Here is an 18263-nt window from a genome sequence, read left to right on the forward strand (position 1 = left end):
TCACCCACTTCCATAGTGATACTTAGGCGAAAGTACCTCAGCGTGGTATCGAGGGGTCGCGACAATGATGTTGTTCAGGTCGTACACGCCGCCCTCGTGCTGGATCGGCTGAAGGTGGTGCAGTACGTACCGCTTCTGGCCACCATACTGCTGTGACGCGTGCACGAAGGGGGCGTTTCCGTCAGCCATTCTACTCAAATTGCGCGTACCGAACGGGGCGGCCAGCGAGGCATCAGCTGCGACGGCCTGCCAGAAAGCACGTCGGAAGTCATTGAAGGAGTCGAACGACCGACCCTCCAGCACCTTCGCCACCTGCCCCGGAATGCGGGCGGCGTTGCCGTGCGAACCGCGCAACCACATTCCGTCCACGTCCGGCAGCCGCTTGTCCATTGTGGCCACGCCACCGCGGTCCCGGGCCTTCACATCGCATTCGGACCAGATCTGCGCACCTCGGAACAGGCCACCCGAGGAGTAGTCGGGCCGCTGGTAGCCGCCGTGCTGACAACTGTTGGTGAGCTTGCCCTGCGCTGGCGCTGTGACACCTGGCCGCGGGCCGACTCCGGGCGTCGATTCGACTTCGCCCTGAGCCGCCGTCTGGCCCCCCACAACAGTCATGACGACCGTCGTCGCGTCGTTGATGAGCTTGTCGATCTCCGGCGAGAGCGTCACGCCCGACGGAGGCTTCACCAACGGCGTCAGCGCGTTTTTCAGCACCTGCGCCCGCGCTGCGATCTCGTCCAGTTCCTCCTTGGTCGGACCAACGGGCGGGACGCGACAGGGCGTGACGCTGCACGGGCCTGGCCGCCAACCGGTGGTCGGTGTCGTACCGGGCGGAGTCACTCGGCACGACGACCCCGTGCACATGGGCCCCGGATCTCGTCCGCCACACCCGGCCGCGCCCACCCGGCAGCTGGGCTCTTGGGTGCTGCCAGGTCTGTCGCTCGGCCTCGGGGTCGGGTTCGGACGGCGGGTCGGTGCGCTGGCGGTGCCTGCCCCCAGGTACATGGTGGCCGCCATGACCGCGGCGCCCACCAGCACATACGGAGCAGCCATAACCGCGAAAGTTCCAACCGCCGCCAGAGCCCCGGCCGTGATGGCCACTGTTTGGGCCGCGGACACGGCCACCCTGGTCCAGTTCGCCGCGTTCCGGAGGAAGCCGCCCACGTTAAAGTGACCGGTCGGGTCGGTCATGTTGAGCGGGTCGCCCGCCCCGTAGAGATAACGGTTGTAGGCGGAATGACCCAGGCCGCCGGGCCCGCTGATGTCGTCACGGCTGGCGAACGTGCCGGTGCCCGGCGTGTACCAGCGAGCAGCGCGGTTGACACGGCCGGTGGACGGGTCGGTCCACCCGGACTCATACCCGAGAGAGTGCGTAATCCCGGTCCGTCCGATCACCTCACCATGCGGCGTGTACGCGGCGGAGGACGAAACCACGCCCGCGGCCGTGTACGTGCCGACGAGGTCGGTGTGCTGGTCGGTGTAGGTCAGGGCACTGGTGCTGCCCTGGGTGATTCCCAGCAGGTCGCCGTCCGGCAGGCGACTGTAGGTGCCGGTGCCGTCTGCCGCGAGGTTGTTGCCGGTGTCGCTGTAGGCGAAGCCGGTACCGATGCGGCGGTCGAGGGCGTCATAGGTGTAGGTGGCGCTGCCATCGGTGACGAGGCGGTCGAACGCGTCGTAGCCATGGTTGACCGTCGTGCCGCTTGTGGTCGACGACTGCAGCGTGCCGCGCGCGCTGTAGTCGAAACTCGTACCCGCCGAGGTGAGCAGGCGGTTGCGCTGGTCGTAGGTCGCGGAGACTGCGCCTGCGGTCAGGCGGTTTCCGTTGTCGTCCCAGGTGTAGGCGACCTGGTTGGTGCCGTTGTCCCAGGAGGTGAGGCGGTTGGCCTTGTCGTAGCCGTAGGTGTTGGTTCCGGCCGCTGCCATGCCGGTCGTGGTCTTGCTGGTGAGCCGGTCGGCGTTGTCGTAGCCATAGGCGATCGACGCTCCGGTTTGGCCTGCCGGGTTCTTGACGGTGTCGGTGACGACGCGGTTCAGGTCGTCGTAGGTGTAGACACGGCTGCCGTTGCCGGTGCCGTAACCGATGGTGGTCGGCCGGCCCGCATCGTCGCGCGTGTAGGTGGAGGTGGAGCCGGTCCGCGGGTCTGCCGCGGTCTTGATGCGACCGGCCGGGTCGTAGGTGTAGGCGGTGGCACCGGCCGCGTCAACGCGCTGTGTGAGACGTGCGGCGTCGTCGTAGGTGTAGCTGCCGGTGCCGGACGGGCCGGCCATGGTGAGCAAGTTGCCGCGGTCGTCGTAGGTGTAGGTGTTCGTGCCGGTTCCTGCGCTCGCCGACGTCAGGCGGCTCGCGCGGTCGTAGCCGAGCACACGGTCCTGGGTCGACGCCGCGGTGCCGGTGCCGGTCTCCTTGGTGAGGTTGCCGAGCGCGTCGTAAGTGCGGACCCGCACAACACTTCCCGGCAGCGCGAGACGGACCGGGCGGCCCATGGCGTCGTAGCTGGTCGTCCACGTCCGGCTGGACGCCGCCGGATGCATGGTTGTGGACGGTTCAATCACGGACTCGGGCAGGTTCCACGAGTTGAACGTGGTCGTGGTGACGTAGCCCTTGCCGTCGGTGCGACGCGTCTGGTTGCCCGCCGCGTCGTAGCCGAACCCGATCGTGATCGTCGCCGACGCCGACACCGGCTCGGTCTCGGAGACCAGCTGGTTCAGCGCGTTCCACTGCCGCGTGGTCGTCGTAGCCAGTGGATCGGTCATCGACGTGGTGTTGCCCGCCGCGTCGTATCCCGCCGAGGTCGAGCGCAGCGCCTGCCCGGCGGCGTCGCGCCAGGTCGTGCCGATCGCGCGGCCCGCCGGGTCATAGGCGGTGTCCACCTTCAGTCCCAACGGATCCGTCGACCTCGTGACGCGGCCGGCGAAGTCACGGACCACTGACGTCGTCTTGCCGGCGGGGTCCTTGGTGGATGTGAGCTCGCCGAGACCGTTGTAGCCGTGCATCGTCACGGCGTTGTTCGGCGCCTTGACCGAGGCGATCGTGCCTGTGTCGTTGTAGGTGGTCGTGGTGGTCAGGTTCCTGCCTGGCGCGGGGAATCGCTCGTGCACCGTCGAGGTGACCTCGCGCCCGAGGTCGTCGAAGGTCGACGAGACGACCGCGCCCGTCGCGCCCGTCGTGCCGAGCAGCTCACCCAGCGGCGTGTAGCGGAATGTCGACACGCCGGCAGGATCCGTGCCGACGACCGGGTCGGTGCGTTTGGTGAGGTTGCCCAGGACGTCGTATTCGTAGCCGGTGACGCCAAGGGCCGCGTCGGTGACCGACGTCGGACGGCCGAGCTTGTCGTAGACGGTTGCGGTGACCGAGGTGACCGCCGTACCACCAGGTGCGGTATATGCGGGTCGGGTCGTCGAGGTCTGCCGACCTGCCTTGTCGTACTCCGATGTCGAGATCTTCCCGTTGGGGTCTTTGACCGACACGGCCTCGCCGAACGTGTTGTACCCAAGCGTCGTCACCGGCCTGGTCACGACCGCCGCTCCACCGGCGGACTCCACGGAGACCGGCGGCGAGGTCTGCGTCACCACCCGTCCATAGGCGTCGACGGCGAAGTCGGTCCGGAACTGCGACGCGGTCGCGCCCGCAGCGTTGCCGCGCGGATCAGTGGATGAGATCGGCAGACCCGCCTGGTCAACGATCGACGTCGTCGCAAGTGTCTCGGCGCCGTTGCGCACCGCTTCGCGGATCGGCCTGCTCACCGCGTCGTACCCGAACTCGGTCACCTCGGTGCCCGTGCCCGCGGTGTCGGTGCGAGTGACGGTAACCGGGTTGTTTAACACGTCATAGGCGATGTCCGTCGAACGCGCGGCACCAGCGGGATCAGCGACTACGCGGACGGGGTTGCCCGCCGCGTCGAACTCCCGCTCGGTCACGACACCGGCCTTCTCGGTGCGGATCTCGTTGCCGGCGCCGTCGTACGCATGGGTCGAGAGCGTGATGTCCCGGCGGCTGCCGTCCGGGTTGCGGAAGCCTGTGCGCACCGTCGACGACACCAGCCCGTCGTCGAAATACTTGTACGCCGTCGTCCGCCCCATCGCGTCGGTAACCGAGGCTAGCCTGCCCGCCGGGTCGTACGCACGGGACTCGAACGTCACGTCACGCGCGGGTTGTCCGTCGCCGTTGAAGCCCTTCACCACGATGGTGGCCGGCTGGTTGGTTGGCGTGTAGGTGAACTCGGTCTCGTGAGCCAGCGCGTCGACGGTCTTGGTGACATTGCCCGACGAGTCGTAGAAGTACGCTGTGACCGCGTTTTCCGGATCTGTGACGGTAGCCACGCGTCCACGATCGTCGTAGGTGTACGACATCGTGCGTGCCGCATCGTTGCCAGCGACGTCCTCGAGCTTGCGCGACGCGAGCGTGCCGTCAGGGTTGTAGGTGTTGGTGATCCGCAACCGGTGCGCGGTACCCGACACCGCGTCAGTGGTCGGCGGACCGGTCGTGGTGAGCGGCCGCGACGCGCCGTCGTAGGTGGTCGTCGTGGTCACCGAATCACCGGGCAACGCTGAGGACAACACTGTCTCACTCACCGGCCGCCCAATACCGTCGTAGGCGTACCTGGTCACCTTGCCTGCCGGATCGACGGTCTCGACCAGATCACCGAGCCTGTTGTACGCGAACGACGTCACGCCGTTCGCGGCGTTCGTTGTGGACTTCAGCAGACCAGGGGGCTGGGTCCCGGTACCCGAGAATGCCGGCACCGCCTCGGATCCGGTCGTGTACTGGTTCGTCGTGGCCGCGCCCTCCGGGGCCGCGGCCGTGCTCGGCCCGCGCACGCTCTCCACGTCACCCTGGTCCGTGTAGGCGTACGTGGTGAGGAACGACGTGTCGTCCTTGCTCGCCGACCGGGCGTCCCGCGAGGTCAGCAGCAGGTCGTTGCGGGGGTCAGTGGGATCGGAGGTGTTCAGGAAGTAGCTGTAGTACGCGGTGTTGCACTGCGTGGGCGTGCGACAGGTCGACTGCGACACGAGGTTGCCCCGGTCGTCGTGCCCGGTGGTGATCGTGTTGCCGTTGGCGTCGGTCGTCTTCGACATGAAGCCACGAGCGTCGTAGTCGAAGTACTGCATGTCGCCGTTGGGGTCGGACTTGTAGATCAGCCGGTCACCGTTGGCGTGGTCGAACCCGTAGACCGCCCGTCCGTTGGGACCGCCCGTCCGCACCTCGTGCTTGTCGCCCTTGCCGGCGCGCTGACGCGCCATGACCTCTGGGCCGGTGAACGACCGGGACTGGAACGCCAGGTTGGAGATCGTGCCGTTGAACCGGCCCCAGTCGTCCGCCGGGCGGTTCGGGTGCGTGACCGCGCCCAGCCATCCGGCGCCGGCGTAGACGAACTTCTCGTCGTCGGCGTACGTGCCGTTCAGGTGGCCGACGACCTTGCCGTCCAGGTACAGCACCTGGCTCGTGCCGAGGCCGACCAGGGCGACGTGGTGCCACTGCCCGTCGTTGACCGCCTCCACTGTGGACAGAGGGGTGCCCGCCGAGCCGTAGCTGCCGCGCAGTTTGCCGTCGGTGCCGAGGTAAAGGACGGCGTGCCCGGCCTGCGGTGTGCCGTCGCCGATCGCGCGGTCCGCCGTGCCGACCAGGACACCGCCGGCCGTCGAACTCGTGTTGAACCAGAGGTCGGTCGTCTGCTGGACGCGGCCGTTCAACTGCCAGTCGGGCAGTTTCACGTGCGACGACATGCCGTTGAAGGTGCCGGACGTGCCGTTCCTCGTCATCATCTTGGCGTCTAGCTGAACGTCGGTGAACGTGGCGTGCCCGACCTGCGGGTCTGCCACGACGTCACCGGCACCGTAGGAGTAGAAGCCGTTGGGCACGTCGGCCCGCACCGCGTTCTTGTAGGTCTCCTGGGAGGTGCGGGCGGCGTAGTGCGCGCTCACCTGGGCCGGCGTCAGCGCCCGGCGGTAGGTCGAGAGGTGCGTGAGCGACCCCTGGAACCTCGCGTCGCCGTCCACGGGTTCCGCCGGCCACTCCGACTCGTCGGTCGTGGCCCAGCCGACGTGTAGCTGCTCGTGCACGTCCCAGACCGCCGCGGGCAGGGTGCCGACGGCCGCGCCGTCGAGGTAGAGCGCCTGACCGCTGTCCGAGGTGGAGAGCACGACGTGGTGCCAGTTGCCGTCGTTGACCGCGCCGGCGGACGTGATCATGTTCATCTGCCCGTCGGGGGCCCGGCCGCGCAGCTTGCCGTCAACACCCACGTACAGGACGGGCACCGAGTCCTCGCTGAGGGTGTTCGACCGGGATCGTCCCGTCCCGATCAGCGCGCCGCCGTCGGCCGAGCTGGTCTTGAACCACAGCTCGATCGACGCCGCCCTGGTGCCGGACACCGAGTAGTCGCCGACGGTGCTGTAGTTCCTGGGGAACGTCGCGGCGGCCTCGCCGAACGGGCCCGGCTGGGTCGAGCCCCAGTCGTCGTGCCACAGGTACGGCTGCAACCCCCTGGTCGTGCTCGGTGCCGTCTCATCGCCGAACCAGCCCGACTCCGTGCCCTGGTAGGCCCGGAAGTAGTACTCCGACTGCTCCTGGTCGAGCCAGTGATCGGTACCGGAGTCCGTGTCCGGATCGGCGGCCCACCACGTGCCGCCGTTGCGGTCGTCCAAGTAGCTGATCCGGCCGACGCCGTAGTCCTGGTAGCGCACCTCGCTCGTGACGCGGCCACCCGGTGCCGTGACCGACTTCAGCTTCAGGCTCGCCCCCACGTCGCTCCAGGTGTAGGGCGAACTCATTCCCTCCGCGACGGAGAAGTGCGCGATCTGGCCCTTGAAGTAGCTCCACGTGCCGGTGGGCGCGGAGGGCCAGGCCTGCTTCGCCAGACCGCCGCCGATGAAGACGTTCGTGGTGGTGCCGAGAGTGAAGGCGTTGTCGCGTTCACCGATCCACTCACCGTCGAGCCGGAGTTCCGCGGACGTGCCGTCGTACCCGTCCAGGGTGAGGTCCACGTGGTGCCACTTGCCGTCGGTCACCGGGTGCGGCGAGACGGTGCCGAGGCTGTCGTGCAACCTGCCGTCCTTGCCGATGTACACGACCGGAAGCACGTTCTGCGGGTTGGCCGCACCGAACGCCCCGATGGAGTTGCCGATCAGCACACCACCCGCGGAGGTCGTCTTGAACCAGGCGCTGATCGTGAGGAAGTCGTTGTAGCCGACGCTCTGCGCGAGCGGAGCACCGGTGCTCTTGACGACCGAACTGGTGCCGTTGAACACCGCGCTGCCCGTACCGCCAGGTCCGAACGGGTTGTCGCTGGACGCCGTGACGTTCGTGTAGGTGGCGCCGGCGTGCCCCGAGATCTGGTTGGCCGCCGTCGTGCCCGAGCCCGCGTCGTTGAGCAGCAGGTACTCGTCTGCCCGAGGCAGCAGGTCGCCCTGGTAGCTGGGCGCGGGCGTGTAGGCGTAGTCGGTGCAGGCGTTCGCGGGGTCGCACACCTTGGTGAGCAGGTCGCCGTCGTAGGTGTAGTTCCAGATGAGCTGGGTGCCGGTGCCACCGGTCGGGTCGGTGCTGACCGAGGTGACGTGATCGCCGGTCCACTGGAACGTCAGGCTGCGGCCGCCCTGGACGTTGGTCGCCGACGCCAGTTTGCCCGCCGTGTAGGTGAGGTTGACGGCGCGGCCGAAGTTGTCGGTGAGCGAGGTCAGCTTGCCCGCGCTGTCGAAGACGTAGGACATCGCGGACTTGTCGATCAGCTTCCAGCCACCGTTGTGCGTAGTGAGGGTGGCGAACCGGCCTGGTGGCGGGGCATAGGTGCCGTCGTTGTTCCTGCCGAACCGCACCTGCTGGCCGTCGGGGTAGGTGATCACGACGTTGCCGGTGCCGTCGCTGTCGACCTCGATGCCCGCGTCGTAGCGCGACGACCAGCCCATGCCGAACGCGAGGTTCCGGCGGGTGTCGACGCTGTTATACGTGCGCACCACGGAGAGATCGGGACCGACGGTCTTGACGACGGCGTCGACGGCCTCGGTGGTGTAGTTGCGGGTGACGGGGTCGAAGCCGCGGCCCGCCTCGATCGCGGCGGCACCGGCGTGACTCAGCACCGCGGGTTGGCGGATCGCCGTGGTGAACGTGCCCGCGGGGACGGTCGGGCCGTTGTTGCCCCAGCTGCCGATGCTGGCTGACCACTTGTAGGTCTTGCCCCACTTGAGCGTGCCCGCGGGCACGGTCCAGGAGACCTCGCCGCCGAAGCCGCTGCTCTGCCCGTCACCGACCCAGTTCGAGTCGGCGACCTGCACGTCGTTCTCGTCGGTGATCCAGAAGCGGCCCGCGGTGCCGGTGGACGGGTAGTTGTCCGGGTCGTGGCCCTGGAACCGCAGCACCGGGGTGAGCGACTCGACCGCCTCGCCCGGTGCGGGGTACATCGCGTCGATGATCGGGTACTGGTCGCCGATCGTGATCGCCACGGTGCCTGAGGTGGGCACGCCCTGCCAGGCGAACATGGTCGTGCCGTACTTGTCCATGTCGAAGCGGATCGTCCAGTTGCCCGGAGGTAGCTTCTTGATCGGCATGTTGATCGTCGCGGACTGCCCGTAGCCGACGTTGTACGGCATGGCCACGTGGTAGGTCATGCTCTGCGGCTGCTCGACACCATTGCCGTCATAGAGGTGGTAGGTCAGCTGGTAGTTGTTCGAGGACGTCCAGACGTCCTTGCCCCAGTTGGTGACCGTCACCGGCATGACACCGTCCTGGGTGGACGAGATCGGTGTCGTCATGCCCTGCGGCAGCTGGTAGGTAGCCCAGTACGGGCTGTAGGTCACGGCGAGCTTCGGTGGGTTCGCGCTGTTCTTGCTGGCGAACTTCTTCCACGCGTAGCTGTCTCGCTCCGACGTGCGGACGGTCAGGCCGTAGTTCGCACCGCCGTGCACCCACGAGTTCACCAGGTCGCGGCCCGCCTGGTTGAGGGTGATGCCCGCCCACTGCGGGTTGGGACAGGCACTGCCGGGATAGCTGTAGGCGTAGGAGAAACTCGCTGATCCCACCAGTGCGCCATACCCCGGGCCGGGGAAACCCGCGATCCCGTTCGCCGACCACGGCTGCGTGACCTGGTAGACGTTCACGTCCCTGGCATCGCACGAATAGGAGTGGATGTTAGCCAGCCACAGCTGCGCGCCCAGGACGTACTGGCCGGCGAAGCGCGACGAGACGCTGCCGAAGTTCAGGTAGGTCGCGGCCTTGTTGCCGCCGCCATCCCACGTGCCCGCGCGGAGTTCGGCCATCGTGTGCTGCGGCGTCACGAAACCGGTCTGCACGAACGTCGATGAGTCGGCGTTCTGGTCCTCGACGCTCGGGTCGACCTTGATCGGGAAGACGCGGGCGGGGTCGTTGACCCAGGCCTTGTCGATGCTGACGTGCAGCACTGTCTTGCCATCGCGTTCGTTCAGTGAGTACTTCACGCCTGCGGAGTAGGCTCCGGTGCCGGCTTGTGGGAAAGCCGAGTCCTCCATGAAGCCGTGCGGGATCTGCGCCTTCACCACACCGGCTGAGTCCTTGAACTGGACCACGCCCTTGTCGTCGAGCGAGGCGGTCAAGCCCTTGAGCTCCAAGGGGAAGTCCCACTCAGTGGGCGCATCCTTCGACTTCAGGACGATGGTTTCCTTGATGCCCGTCGTGGTCGACTGCAGCTCGACGTCGGAGTGCGCGCGAACGTCGGCGTAATTGATCAAATCGCCGTCCCGGCTACCCGCGACCGGCGCGGCGCCCGCCACCCCGAAGCCGACCGAAATGCCGTCCTTGACGCGGTACTCGCCCAGCGCCTTGGAGTCGGCCTTCTTGGCGAAGCGGTGGCCGATCGCACCGGCCTTGTTGCGCACCACTCCCCCGTCGTCCACCAGGGTTGTGTCGATCGGCTCCCACTTGCCGTCAGGCGTGCGGAAGAACTCGGGCTGCGCACTGATCTGAGCGGTCTTCGTGCCGTCGGGATTGGCGTACACCCTGGTTCGGGCATCGCGCTCGCCGACGATCTCCTTGCTGAACCTAGGGTCGAACGACTCCGTAGCGACGGTCGGCTGCGCCCCGGTCTTCACCTCGGTGCGAGGCTGCTTCGGCATCGTCCGCGGTGCCTGGCTCTTCGGCTCAGGCACGCGCTCACGCTGTCTGGCCTTGCCGCCGGTGTCCTCCGTAGAGGCCCGGTGCGACCTGCCCTCTGCGGTTCCCTCCGGTTGCTCAGGAACGGCGCCCACAGGCTTGCCCTGCGCATATGCGGGCGGCGCGGCCGGAAGCGTCGGCGACACGGTGGCGACTACCAGCAAGATCACCAAAACACGCATGGTGGTACGTCTCAGGCGAGCAGGCACCATCAGCCGACCGGACATCGCAGATCCCCCAGAGGCTCAGACCGTCCGCGGAATATTCAGTCACCGGCTCGCGCTGGTCAATACCCAGCATCCTGTGTTCGAAAGCACAAGACCCGCGCGTACCGATCAGGCATCATCAACGTCCCCGCGCCCGTCGAGAGGACTCCAGGCACCATGCTCCGCCTACCCCACTTGGCCTGTGCCCTCTTGTTTCTGCTCACCTCGACCGCGTGCACGTCCGACGAGCCCGCACCGCCCTCGGTGACCCGCACGGTTGCCCCACCGCTGAACCAAACGGGTCCGAACACTCCCGACCAGCGCCCGGTGACCGCGATCCAGATCGATCACCGCACAGGCAAGACCACCGTTAACGGCAGCACCTCGCTCACCCAAGGCACGGTGGTCGACCTCACCGTGCTGTCCGATCTGGACGATCAGGTGACGATCGAGGTTCTGCAGCTGAGCACAACGCTGACCGGCGGTTCAGCGCGACTGCAATTCACCGCGACCACGCCGGGAACGTTCCCGATCCGTTTGCGCGACAACAAAATTGAGCTGGCAACACTTAAGGTCACCTAGAATAGGCGAGCACGCTGCGATGTGCCGTTGCCGGGACACTAAATGTCCAAGCGAAAATCTTCAATCTTCTGTTGTATCAACAACTCTGGCGGATCGCCGTCTGACCGGTTGGTGAGCATCTGAACAAGATCGGCATCGTTCAGCACGAGGATCATCTTGTCGTGCATCATCCACTGTTCGCGACGCACGTACAGGGCCGACTTATCCCCTCCTGTGCGCGTGATGATGATTCCGAACAAGCCGGTGCCGTGGCGCGACAGGTAGTTCGCCATCTGAAGAACCTGGTTCTTACTCACGTTGCTGGCGAAGTTCTTCGCGTCAACAACGACGTGATCGGCTCGGTACGCCTGGCGCAGGTGGTACCAAAAACCTTCTGTGCTGTAGTTCGGCATGATGATGTCGCGACGGTTGATCTTGGCCGCATTCGCGTCTTCCCACCTACCTCGGTTGAGCGGAGGACTGAATAGGTGGTCCAGAATGTCCAGGCAGACTCGCTGGTAGGGACTCCACTGACTGCGCCCGGCCGGGATCTGCTGCAGCCTGGTAACCAGTTCCTCTTCAGCGCTTTGCAGGATGTCCGGCTTCCTGCCGTCGCGCGTATCGCGATCTCTACGGCCGAGGTCAACTGGGCCCAGAATCTCCATCGCCCGTGCACCGAGTCCTACACGTTCAGCGGACTCGGCCATCCAGTACCGGTCGTACCCCGTTATGCCCTGATCGCCGAGATAGTCCAAGCTCGTGCTCGACAGCACACCGGGGGTCGCGAGCGCCAGCCGCGGCCGGCGTTGGAAGACCTTTGTGTACTCCTCACCGTACCGCTTGAGCTGCTCAACGGCCTCCTCGAGCCGAGTGTGCGTTTGCGGCGGGTTGTTCTTGACCTCGATCAGTAGATCGGTCGTACCACGGCGTTCATCACCGCGCACCAACAGATCAACGCGTCGACGCGCGCTGGTGGCAAACCCGACCAACGGCATCGAGCCGCTCGCTTCGAACACCTCGGCCAGGAAGTTGGTGAGCTCAGATTCTGTAACCAGTGGACTGTGGTGCGACCTCATGATGATTGGCTCCAAAACCCGACGCGAACGCTATCGTGTGGAACCGAACGTTACCAACGAAACCTTGGCCGCATCAGATCCTCAACACCAACGTGATCTTGTTGAGACAGCACAACAAGAAGGCAAGCGGACGGCCAGCTAGGCAGCCAGTGGGGTCTGTCAAACGAGCGGTGTAACTCGGGTTGAAGGAAACTACTTGCGTCCGGCGGCCAGGCGGCCGTCGAAGGCGATCTCGAACGCGTTCAACGCGGGTTTCCACCGCATCGTCCAGCGTGCGCGGCCGGTGCCGGTCGGATCCAGGCTCATGATCGCCATGTAGACACACTTGAGCGCGGCCTGCTCGTTCGGAAAGTGCCCGCGGGCCTTGACGGCGCGGCGGATACGGGCGTTGACGCTCTCGATGGCGTTGGTCGAGCAGATCACCCGCCGGATCTCCGGGTCGAACGCCAGGAACGGCACGAACTCGGCCCAGGCGTTGTTCCACAACCGCACGATCGCCGGATACCGGGCGCCCCACGCGTCGGTGAACTCGGTGAACCGTTCGCGGGCGGCGGCCTCGGTCGGCGCGGTGTAGACCGGCTTGAGGGCTTTGGCGATCGCGGCCCAGTGCTGCCGGCCCGCGTAACGGAAACTGTTGCGCAGCAAGTGAACCACGCAGGTCTGGGTGATCGTCTGAGGCCAGACCGTGGTGATCGCGTCCGGCAGCCCGATCAGCCCGTCGCACCACCATCAGCACGTCGGCCACGCCGCGGTTCTTGAGCTCGGTGAGCACGTGCAGCCAGTATTTGGCGCCCTCGCCGCCGTCGCCGGCCCACAACCCGAGGATGTCACGGCGGCCCTCGCAGGTCACCGCGAGCGCGACGTAGATCGGCCGGTTGGCCACCTGCCCGTCGCGGATCTTGACGTGGATAGCGTCGATGAAGATCACCGGGTACACCGCGTCGAGGGGCCTGTTCTGCCATTCGATCATGCCCTCGATCACCTTGTCGGTGATGGTCGAGATGGTCTGCCGCGACACCTCGGCACCATAGACCTCCGCGAGGTGCGCGGAGATCTCTCCGGTCGTCAAACCCTTGGCGGCCAACGAGATCACCATCTCGTCCACGCCACCCAAGCGCCTCTGACGCTTCGCGACGATCTTCGGCTCGAAACTGGCGTCGCGGTCCCGCGGCACATCGATCTCGACCGGGCCCACATCGGTCAGCACGGTCTTGGAACGGGTGCCGTTACGCGAGTTACCGGTCCCGCGGCCAGACGGGTCGTGCTTGTCGTAGCCGAGGTGATCGGTGATCTCGCCCTCGAGCGCGGACTCCAGTACCAGCTTGGTCAGCTGCTGCAGCATCCCGCCCTCGCCAGTCAGCTTCAGCCCGCTGGCCTTGGCGCTGCTCAGCAACTGCGCGACGAGCTGCTCGTCGAGGCCGTCCAGGCTGGTTGCGGGCTTCGAGTTCTCGACGTTCTCCACGCCGGACATCATGTCGGTCATCAGGTGCACTTCCATGATCGGGAGTTACACCGCTCGTTTTACAGTCCCGCGGAGTGCCGAGACGTTCACCGGAGCCAAGGAAAAGCTCAAGGAGATCCAGCGCGAGTTGGACGACGGGCTGCCCGCCACGCCTCACATGTACAAGGTCAGGGAGGCAGTCCAAGCGTTCCTGAAGTACGGATTGCGCAGGTGCAGCAAGGAGACGGTGAAGAACTACACCTACCTTGCTGCTGGCCACATCATCCCGAGCTTGGGTGAGCGCAACCTTCGTGAGTTGTCTGCTGACGAGGTGGACGACTGGTTGGAAGAACTCTCGCTCACGCTGTCCACGCGCACCCTGCGGTTGGTGCACTCGATTCTTAACCGCTCGGTGCGCATGGCGCAGAAGCGCGACAAGGTCAAGCGCAACGTCGTGCAGTTGTGTGAGGTGCCGAATGGTCAGGACGGACGTCCGTCGAAGTCGCTCACGTTCGCTCAGTTCGAAGCTGTGCTCAAAGCAGCCGAGAACTCGCCTCTGTACGCGTATGTCGTTCTGTCGCTGTTGATCGGTGCGCGTACCGAGGAACTGCGCGCGTTGACGTGGGATCACGTGGACCTGCTCGGCAAGCCGGACGTCGTCCCGGTGGTGCTGCCGGCGATTTCGGTGTGGCGGTCGGTGCGCGAGGGCGGCGATACGAAGACCAGGAAGTCCCGGCGGACGCTGGCCATGCCGACGCGGTGTGTCGAGGCGCTGAAGGCGCACCGCGTCCAACAGGACGCCAGACGCAAGCTCGCAGGCAAGCGCTGGCAGGAACACGGCCTGGTGTTCGCCTCGGAGGTCGGTACGGAACTCGACTCGCACAACGTCCGGCGTTCGTTCCGCCGAGTCGTCAAGGCTGCTGGACTGGTCGGCAAGGACTGGACGCCTCGGGAGATGCGGCACAGCTTCGTGTCCGTGCTCTCAGCCTCCGGCGTGAAGATCGAGGACATCGCTCGCCTGGTCGGCCACAGCAGCACGACGGTCACCGAGACCGTGTACCGCCACCAGATCGTGCCCGTCATGCAGGAGGGCGCAACGGTGATGGACGGCATCTTTCCCGCGACCGGTTAGAACTGTTGTCACTCAGTTAGTCACGCACACAGCCTGGTGAGACGACGCAAGATCGAAAGCATGATCAAAGGCTGAAAAGAAAAAGACCCGCTGACCAGGCTTTATGCCTTAATCAGCGGGTCTTTTCGACCGTCGGGACGACAGGATTTGAACCTGCGACCCCTTGACCCCCAGGACGTACAGGCGCTCTGACCTGTGAAAACAGTCGACTCCACGAGAAGCTGATTAGTCGGCTCTTGCTGTTTTCTCTCCTGTTGCTGATCTTCTGGTCCACACCTGGTCCACAACGTCACCTGCGGCGTCTTCCAAGGGTGGGCAGACCGCCCGAGACGGTTCGAACGCTGTTGGACTCTTCCTCACGCACGCGAACCGTCACATCACTGACCTGCGGTGGCTCCTCTACACGCTCCAGCGTTGGCACTGCGCCCCCTTCCGCGTCCAGCACCACCGAGGCAGAGGCCCTGCATACCTCCGTGGACTCGGGGATCGGATGGGAATAGAGCCGTCCCGTGCGTCGGTTTGCTCGCGTCTTCGCGCCACACTGCGAGCACTCGAACTCAACGGAGTCGGGGTTTCGGAACCCTTGACGCAGCTCGGGTACGAAGGTCTCGTCAGGCTCCAAGACCATGGCCCCAGACGCCGCGCATTCGGCTGTTCCATCTGGTTGCTTGTGAACGTTGAGCCGCCCCGTTCGCCGATTCGCGAAGGTCCTTCGTCCACAGGCCGAGCACACATGATCAATGGCGTAGGGGCTGCGTCCGTTTGAAGCCATGCGATCCATGGTGAGCCACGATGCGCGGTTGCGCTAGAAGCCCTGCGATGCACCTCTGGGTTTCCCACATCGGAATGCTTCAACATGGGGGGTGATCACCAGCCGGTCGCCGTCCAGAGCCCCGAACCGGCCGCGCGCAGCCGACTCTGCCAACGCGACCGGCAACGCCCCACAGGCCATCTCAGAGCGCTCTGAGATGGCCGCTCGCGGACGAACGTCATGCAGCCAGGCGGAACATCTCGGTCGCGCTGTCGGCTGCGCGGCCGACAGCGGCCCGGTCGCGACCGAGCTGCGAAAACGTCGGTGACGCAACACGCCCCGACAGGCGCCTCGGCTGCTCCACTCCGCCATGTTGGAGCAAAGACGAAGTCGCCTCGGTCGTCACGTCGGTCGCCGGATGTCTCGCAGCTGCGCGAGGTACTCCTCCGCGGCTTCCTCCCCCGCGTACTGGTGCGTCAGCACGTCGGCGAGGTCCTGGGAAGCGATCGCCAGAGAGGGCAATGACTTTCGGTCGCCGGATAGCGCACGGCGGCCGTGGTCGAGTGCCTCATCGAGGTCGCCCTGGCGGGCTGCCGTCACTCCAAGAGTGATCTGCGCTTCGGCGATGCGCATCGGCGCCCGCGCTTTGCCGGTGTAGTCGGTCGCGCCTCGGATCACCTCGTCCGCAAGAGCCCTTGCCAGACGGTCGTTTCCGGTGTGGCGGTAACAGTCCATCGCGTAGAAGTCGAACTTCAGCGGGTCCACCACGAAGTGGTTGTCGGTGTTCTCGGGGTACGGCATGCCATCCAACAGCACCCGACCGCGTTCGAGCGTTGTCGCCATCTCGTCTTGAAGTCCCATGCGCGCAAAGGCTTTCGCCTGCTGCGCTACCAGCTGGACTGCCACGCTGTGATTGCCCGCAGCGGCGATGCCGGCGTCGGCTGCGGCCAACACGCTTCGGTAGTCGTTCGAGGTCAGCGCGAACCAAGCGCGCATCTCGTGAGCCCACCCGAGAATGCCGGGGCTGCCAACGTCTTTGCCGAGACTCAGCGCCACCTGCCGAGTCGCTTCCGCAGCGCGCCTGTCCCCCAGGTCGTACTCCAGACATCCGACGAGCAGCGCCAGCCAGCCCGCAAGCTCCAAGGTGTCTCGCCGCTGCCTGAAACTCAACCGTTGTTCCTGCATCTCCACGATGCGGCGGAGCCACTGGCGCCCCTCGATAATGAGGTCCGCCGCTGGCTGGCTCGCGTACTCCGAACACAGCTTGTCGACCGTGATGCGCAAGCCGTCCATCGTGGCTTCTTTAAGGTCCGACACCTGCAACCGGCTGACGATCTCCAGCGTGTCCATGCCCGTGACGGTGAGCAGGTCAGTGGCCGCCGGCCGCTCATCGGGAGGGAAGATCGCGGCAGTTACCGTGCCGAGGGCGCCCGCGATGAGCGGGGCGTAGCCGTCCTTGCGTGGTTTGTTGTCGCCGCGCTCCCAAGCCTTCCAGCGCCGCTCAAGGTGTTCGGATGCGGGCAGCTGTCGATCGGCGTGGCGACGCATGGCCTCAGCCGCGGCTACCTGGGACATGCCGCGTGCCTCGCGAAGTGCGCGAATGCGCCTCGCCCACTCCGGCAGCTGCTCACCCATGCCCGCTCCCCTGCGATCGAGTGCCGTCTCCTCCGAGTGTGGCACCTGCGGGAGGGGACACAACCAGTGTCACGGGGTGACACAGCCATATCACCACGTTACGGAAGTGACCCCGCTCATGACACTGTGAAGTCGTTTGGTTTCGATGGAACGTAGTCAACGTGAATACAGCAACTACAGCCCACATCAGCACTCAGGAGCAGAGCGAGTTAGCTCTCCCCCAGCTTGCGCTCGACAGCTTCAACTCGGGCGGTCAGTGCTTCAACGGCGCGCTGAAGGTTCGCGATCACGGCTTCGTCGGCAGTCTCAGGAAGTGGCTTGGTACGCACGAACGCCCCCTGTCCCTGCCTCGTCACGATCAGGCCTTCGCTTTGCAGCAAGGAAAACGCGTGCTTGACGGTGCCGACAGCCACGCCGACCTCACCGGCGATCTTGCCGTGACTCGGCAGTTTGTCACCAGGAGCCAGGTCTCCTGCCGCGATGACACGGCGAAAGTGGTCAGCGATCTGCTGGAACGGCGCACGCGAGTCGTTCGGGTCGAGTTTCAGCACGTCAGCAAGGCTACAACCTAGCCAACGATGATGACCATGCAGTGCCTAGTTGACTATGTTGCCTATGTTGACTAAGTTCTCTCTTGTCGCGGTCGTCTCAGGCCGCAGAACACAGAAGCCCCGACCGGTGCGGGAACACCAGCCGGGGCGCACATCGGACACGTTGGAGCGCGACGATGCAGGTTGAGACTACCCGGCTGTACCGGGTCAAGGCAGTGGCAGACATGTTGGACGTCTCCCAGGCGACGATCTACCGCGCAGTGGAATCGGGCAAGCTCCGCGCGGTTCGGATGGGCGAGGGCGCAGGCGCGGTGCGCGTCTCCGGCCAGGCCATCAACGAGTACGTGGAGGCGTGCACCATCCGCCCCGTGATCACGGCAGAGGTGGCCTGAGATGGCAGCCACTTCGATCATCCGTGAGGACTGCCGCGTGTTGCGCGAGGGCCTTGACGCTCTAGACGAGTAAGTCCTAAGTCCGGGCGGTGTCTGAAGACAGACGAAGGGTGTTCAAGATCAGTTTGTGAGGACCGACCTGAACACCCTTCTGACCGCACTCTACGTCAAGATCGATGATCACTTGGGCAGGCCCGCCCGGACTGGACGACCACCACGGCTGACCGACGCTGAACTGCTCACTCTCGCCGTGGCGCAGGCCTTGCTCGGCATCCGTTCCGAGGCCCGCTGGCTGAGGTTCCTGCCCCGCCATCTGCCCGGTGCTTTCTCTTACCTGCCACAGCAATCCGGCTACAACAAGCGACTGCGCACCGCGGTCCCGCTACTCAAGAAGGTCATCCGGC

7 protein-coding genes and 2 pseudogenes are annotated in these 18263 nt (G+C 65.7%); 4 read left to right on the forward strand and 5 right to left on the reverse strand.

All coding sequences use genetic code 11. From position 1 onward, the window contains the following. Positions 1-10110, reverse strand: coding sequence for a pyocin-S2/colicin E7-DNase domain-containing protein (locus tag LX88_RS42505; protein WP_258953416.1), 10110 nt, complete (start codon positions 10108-10110; stop codon positions 1-3). Between the two features lie 420 nt (positions 10111-10530). Between LX88_RS42505 and LX88_RS42510 the strand changes: the two genes are divergently transcribed. Beyond that, entirely contained in the window at positions 10531-10902 is a 372-nt protein-coding gene (locus LX88_RS42510; protein WP_258953417.1) for a hypothetical protein, read from the forward strand. Between the two features lie 38 nt (positions 10903-10940). Here the strand turns inward: LX88_RS42510 and LX88_RS42515 are convergent, their stop codons facing one another. Both LX88_RS42515 and LX88_RS42520 read right to left on the reverse strand, forming a co-directional pair. After that, the gene (locus LX88_RS42515) at positions 10941-11957 is read right to left on the reverse strand and encodes a hypothetical protein (protein ID WP_258953418.1); all 1017 of its coding nucleotides are present in this window, start codon (positions 11955-11957) and stop codon (positions 10941-10943) included. A gap of 192 nt (positions 11958-12149) precedes the next feature. Further along, a pseudogene (locus LX88_RS42520) lies at positions 12150-13431 on the reverse strand (IS256 family transposase). Between the two features lie 22 nt (positions 13432-13453). Here LX88_RS42520 and LX88_RS42525 point away from each other — a divergent pair. Then, the gene (locus LX88_RS42525) at positions 13454-14530 is read left to right on the forward strand and encodes a site-specific integrase (RefSeq protein WP_258953419.1); all 1077 of its coding nucleotides are present in this window, start codon (positions 13454-13456) and stop codon (positions 14528-14530) included. Positions 14531-15683: 1153 nt separating this feature from the next. Here LX88_RS42525 and LX88_RS42530 read toward each other — a convergent pair. Continuing rightward, complete coding sequence (locus LX88_RS42530; RefSeq protein ID WP_258953420.1) at positions 15684-16916, reverse strand: XRE family transcriptional regulator; 1233 nt, start codon at positions 16914-16916, stop codon at positions 15684-15686. 209 nt (positions 16917-17125) lie between these two features. Then, positions 17126-17467, reverse strand: coding sequence for a GntR family transcriptional regulator (locus LX88_RS42535; protein WP_258953421.1), 342 nt, complete (start codon positions 17465-17467; stop codon positions 17126-17128). 176 nt (positions 17468-17643) lie between these two features. Between LX88_RS42535 and LX88_RS42540 the strand changes: the two genes are divergently transcribed. Both LX88_RS42540 and LX88_RS42545 read left to right on the forward strand, forming a co-directional pair. Continuing rightward, positions 17644-17859: a helix-turn-helix domain-containing protein gene (locus tag LX88_RS42540; protein ID WP_258953422.1), complete on the forward strand. Its 216-nt coding sequence runs from the start codon at positions 17644-17646 to the stop codon at positions 17857-17859. Positions 17860-17986: 127 nt separating this feature from the next. Then, a pseudogene (locus LX88_RS42545) lies at positions 17987-18263 on the forward strand (IS982 family transposase); the annotation flags it as partial.

Origin of the sequence: Lentzea californiensis (assembly GCF_024648825.1) — a bacterium.
GTDB lineage: Bacteria > Actinomycetota > Actinomycetes > Mycobacteriales > Pseudonocardiaceae > Lentzea > Lentzea californiensis.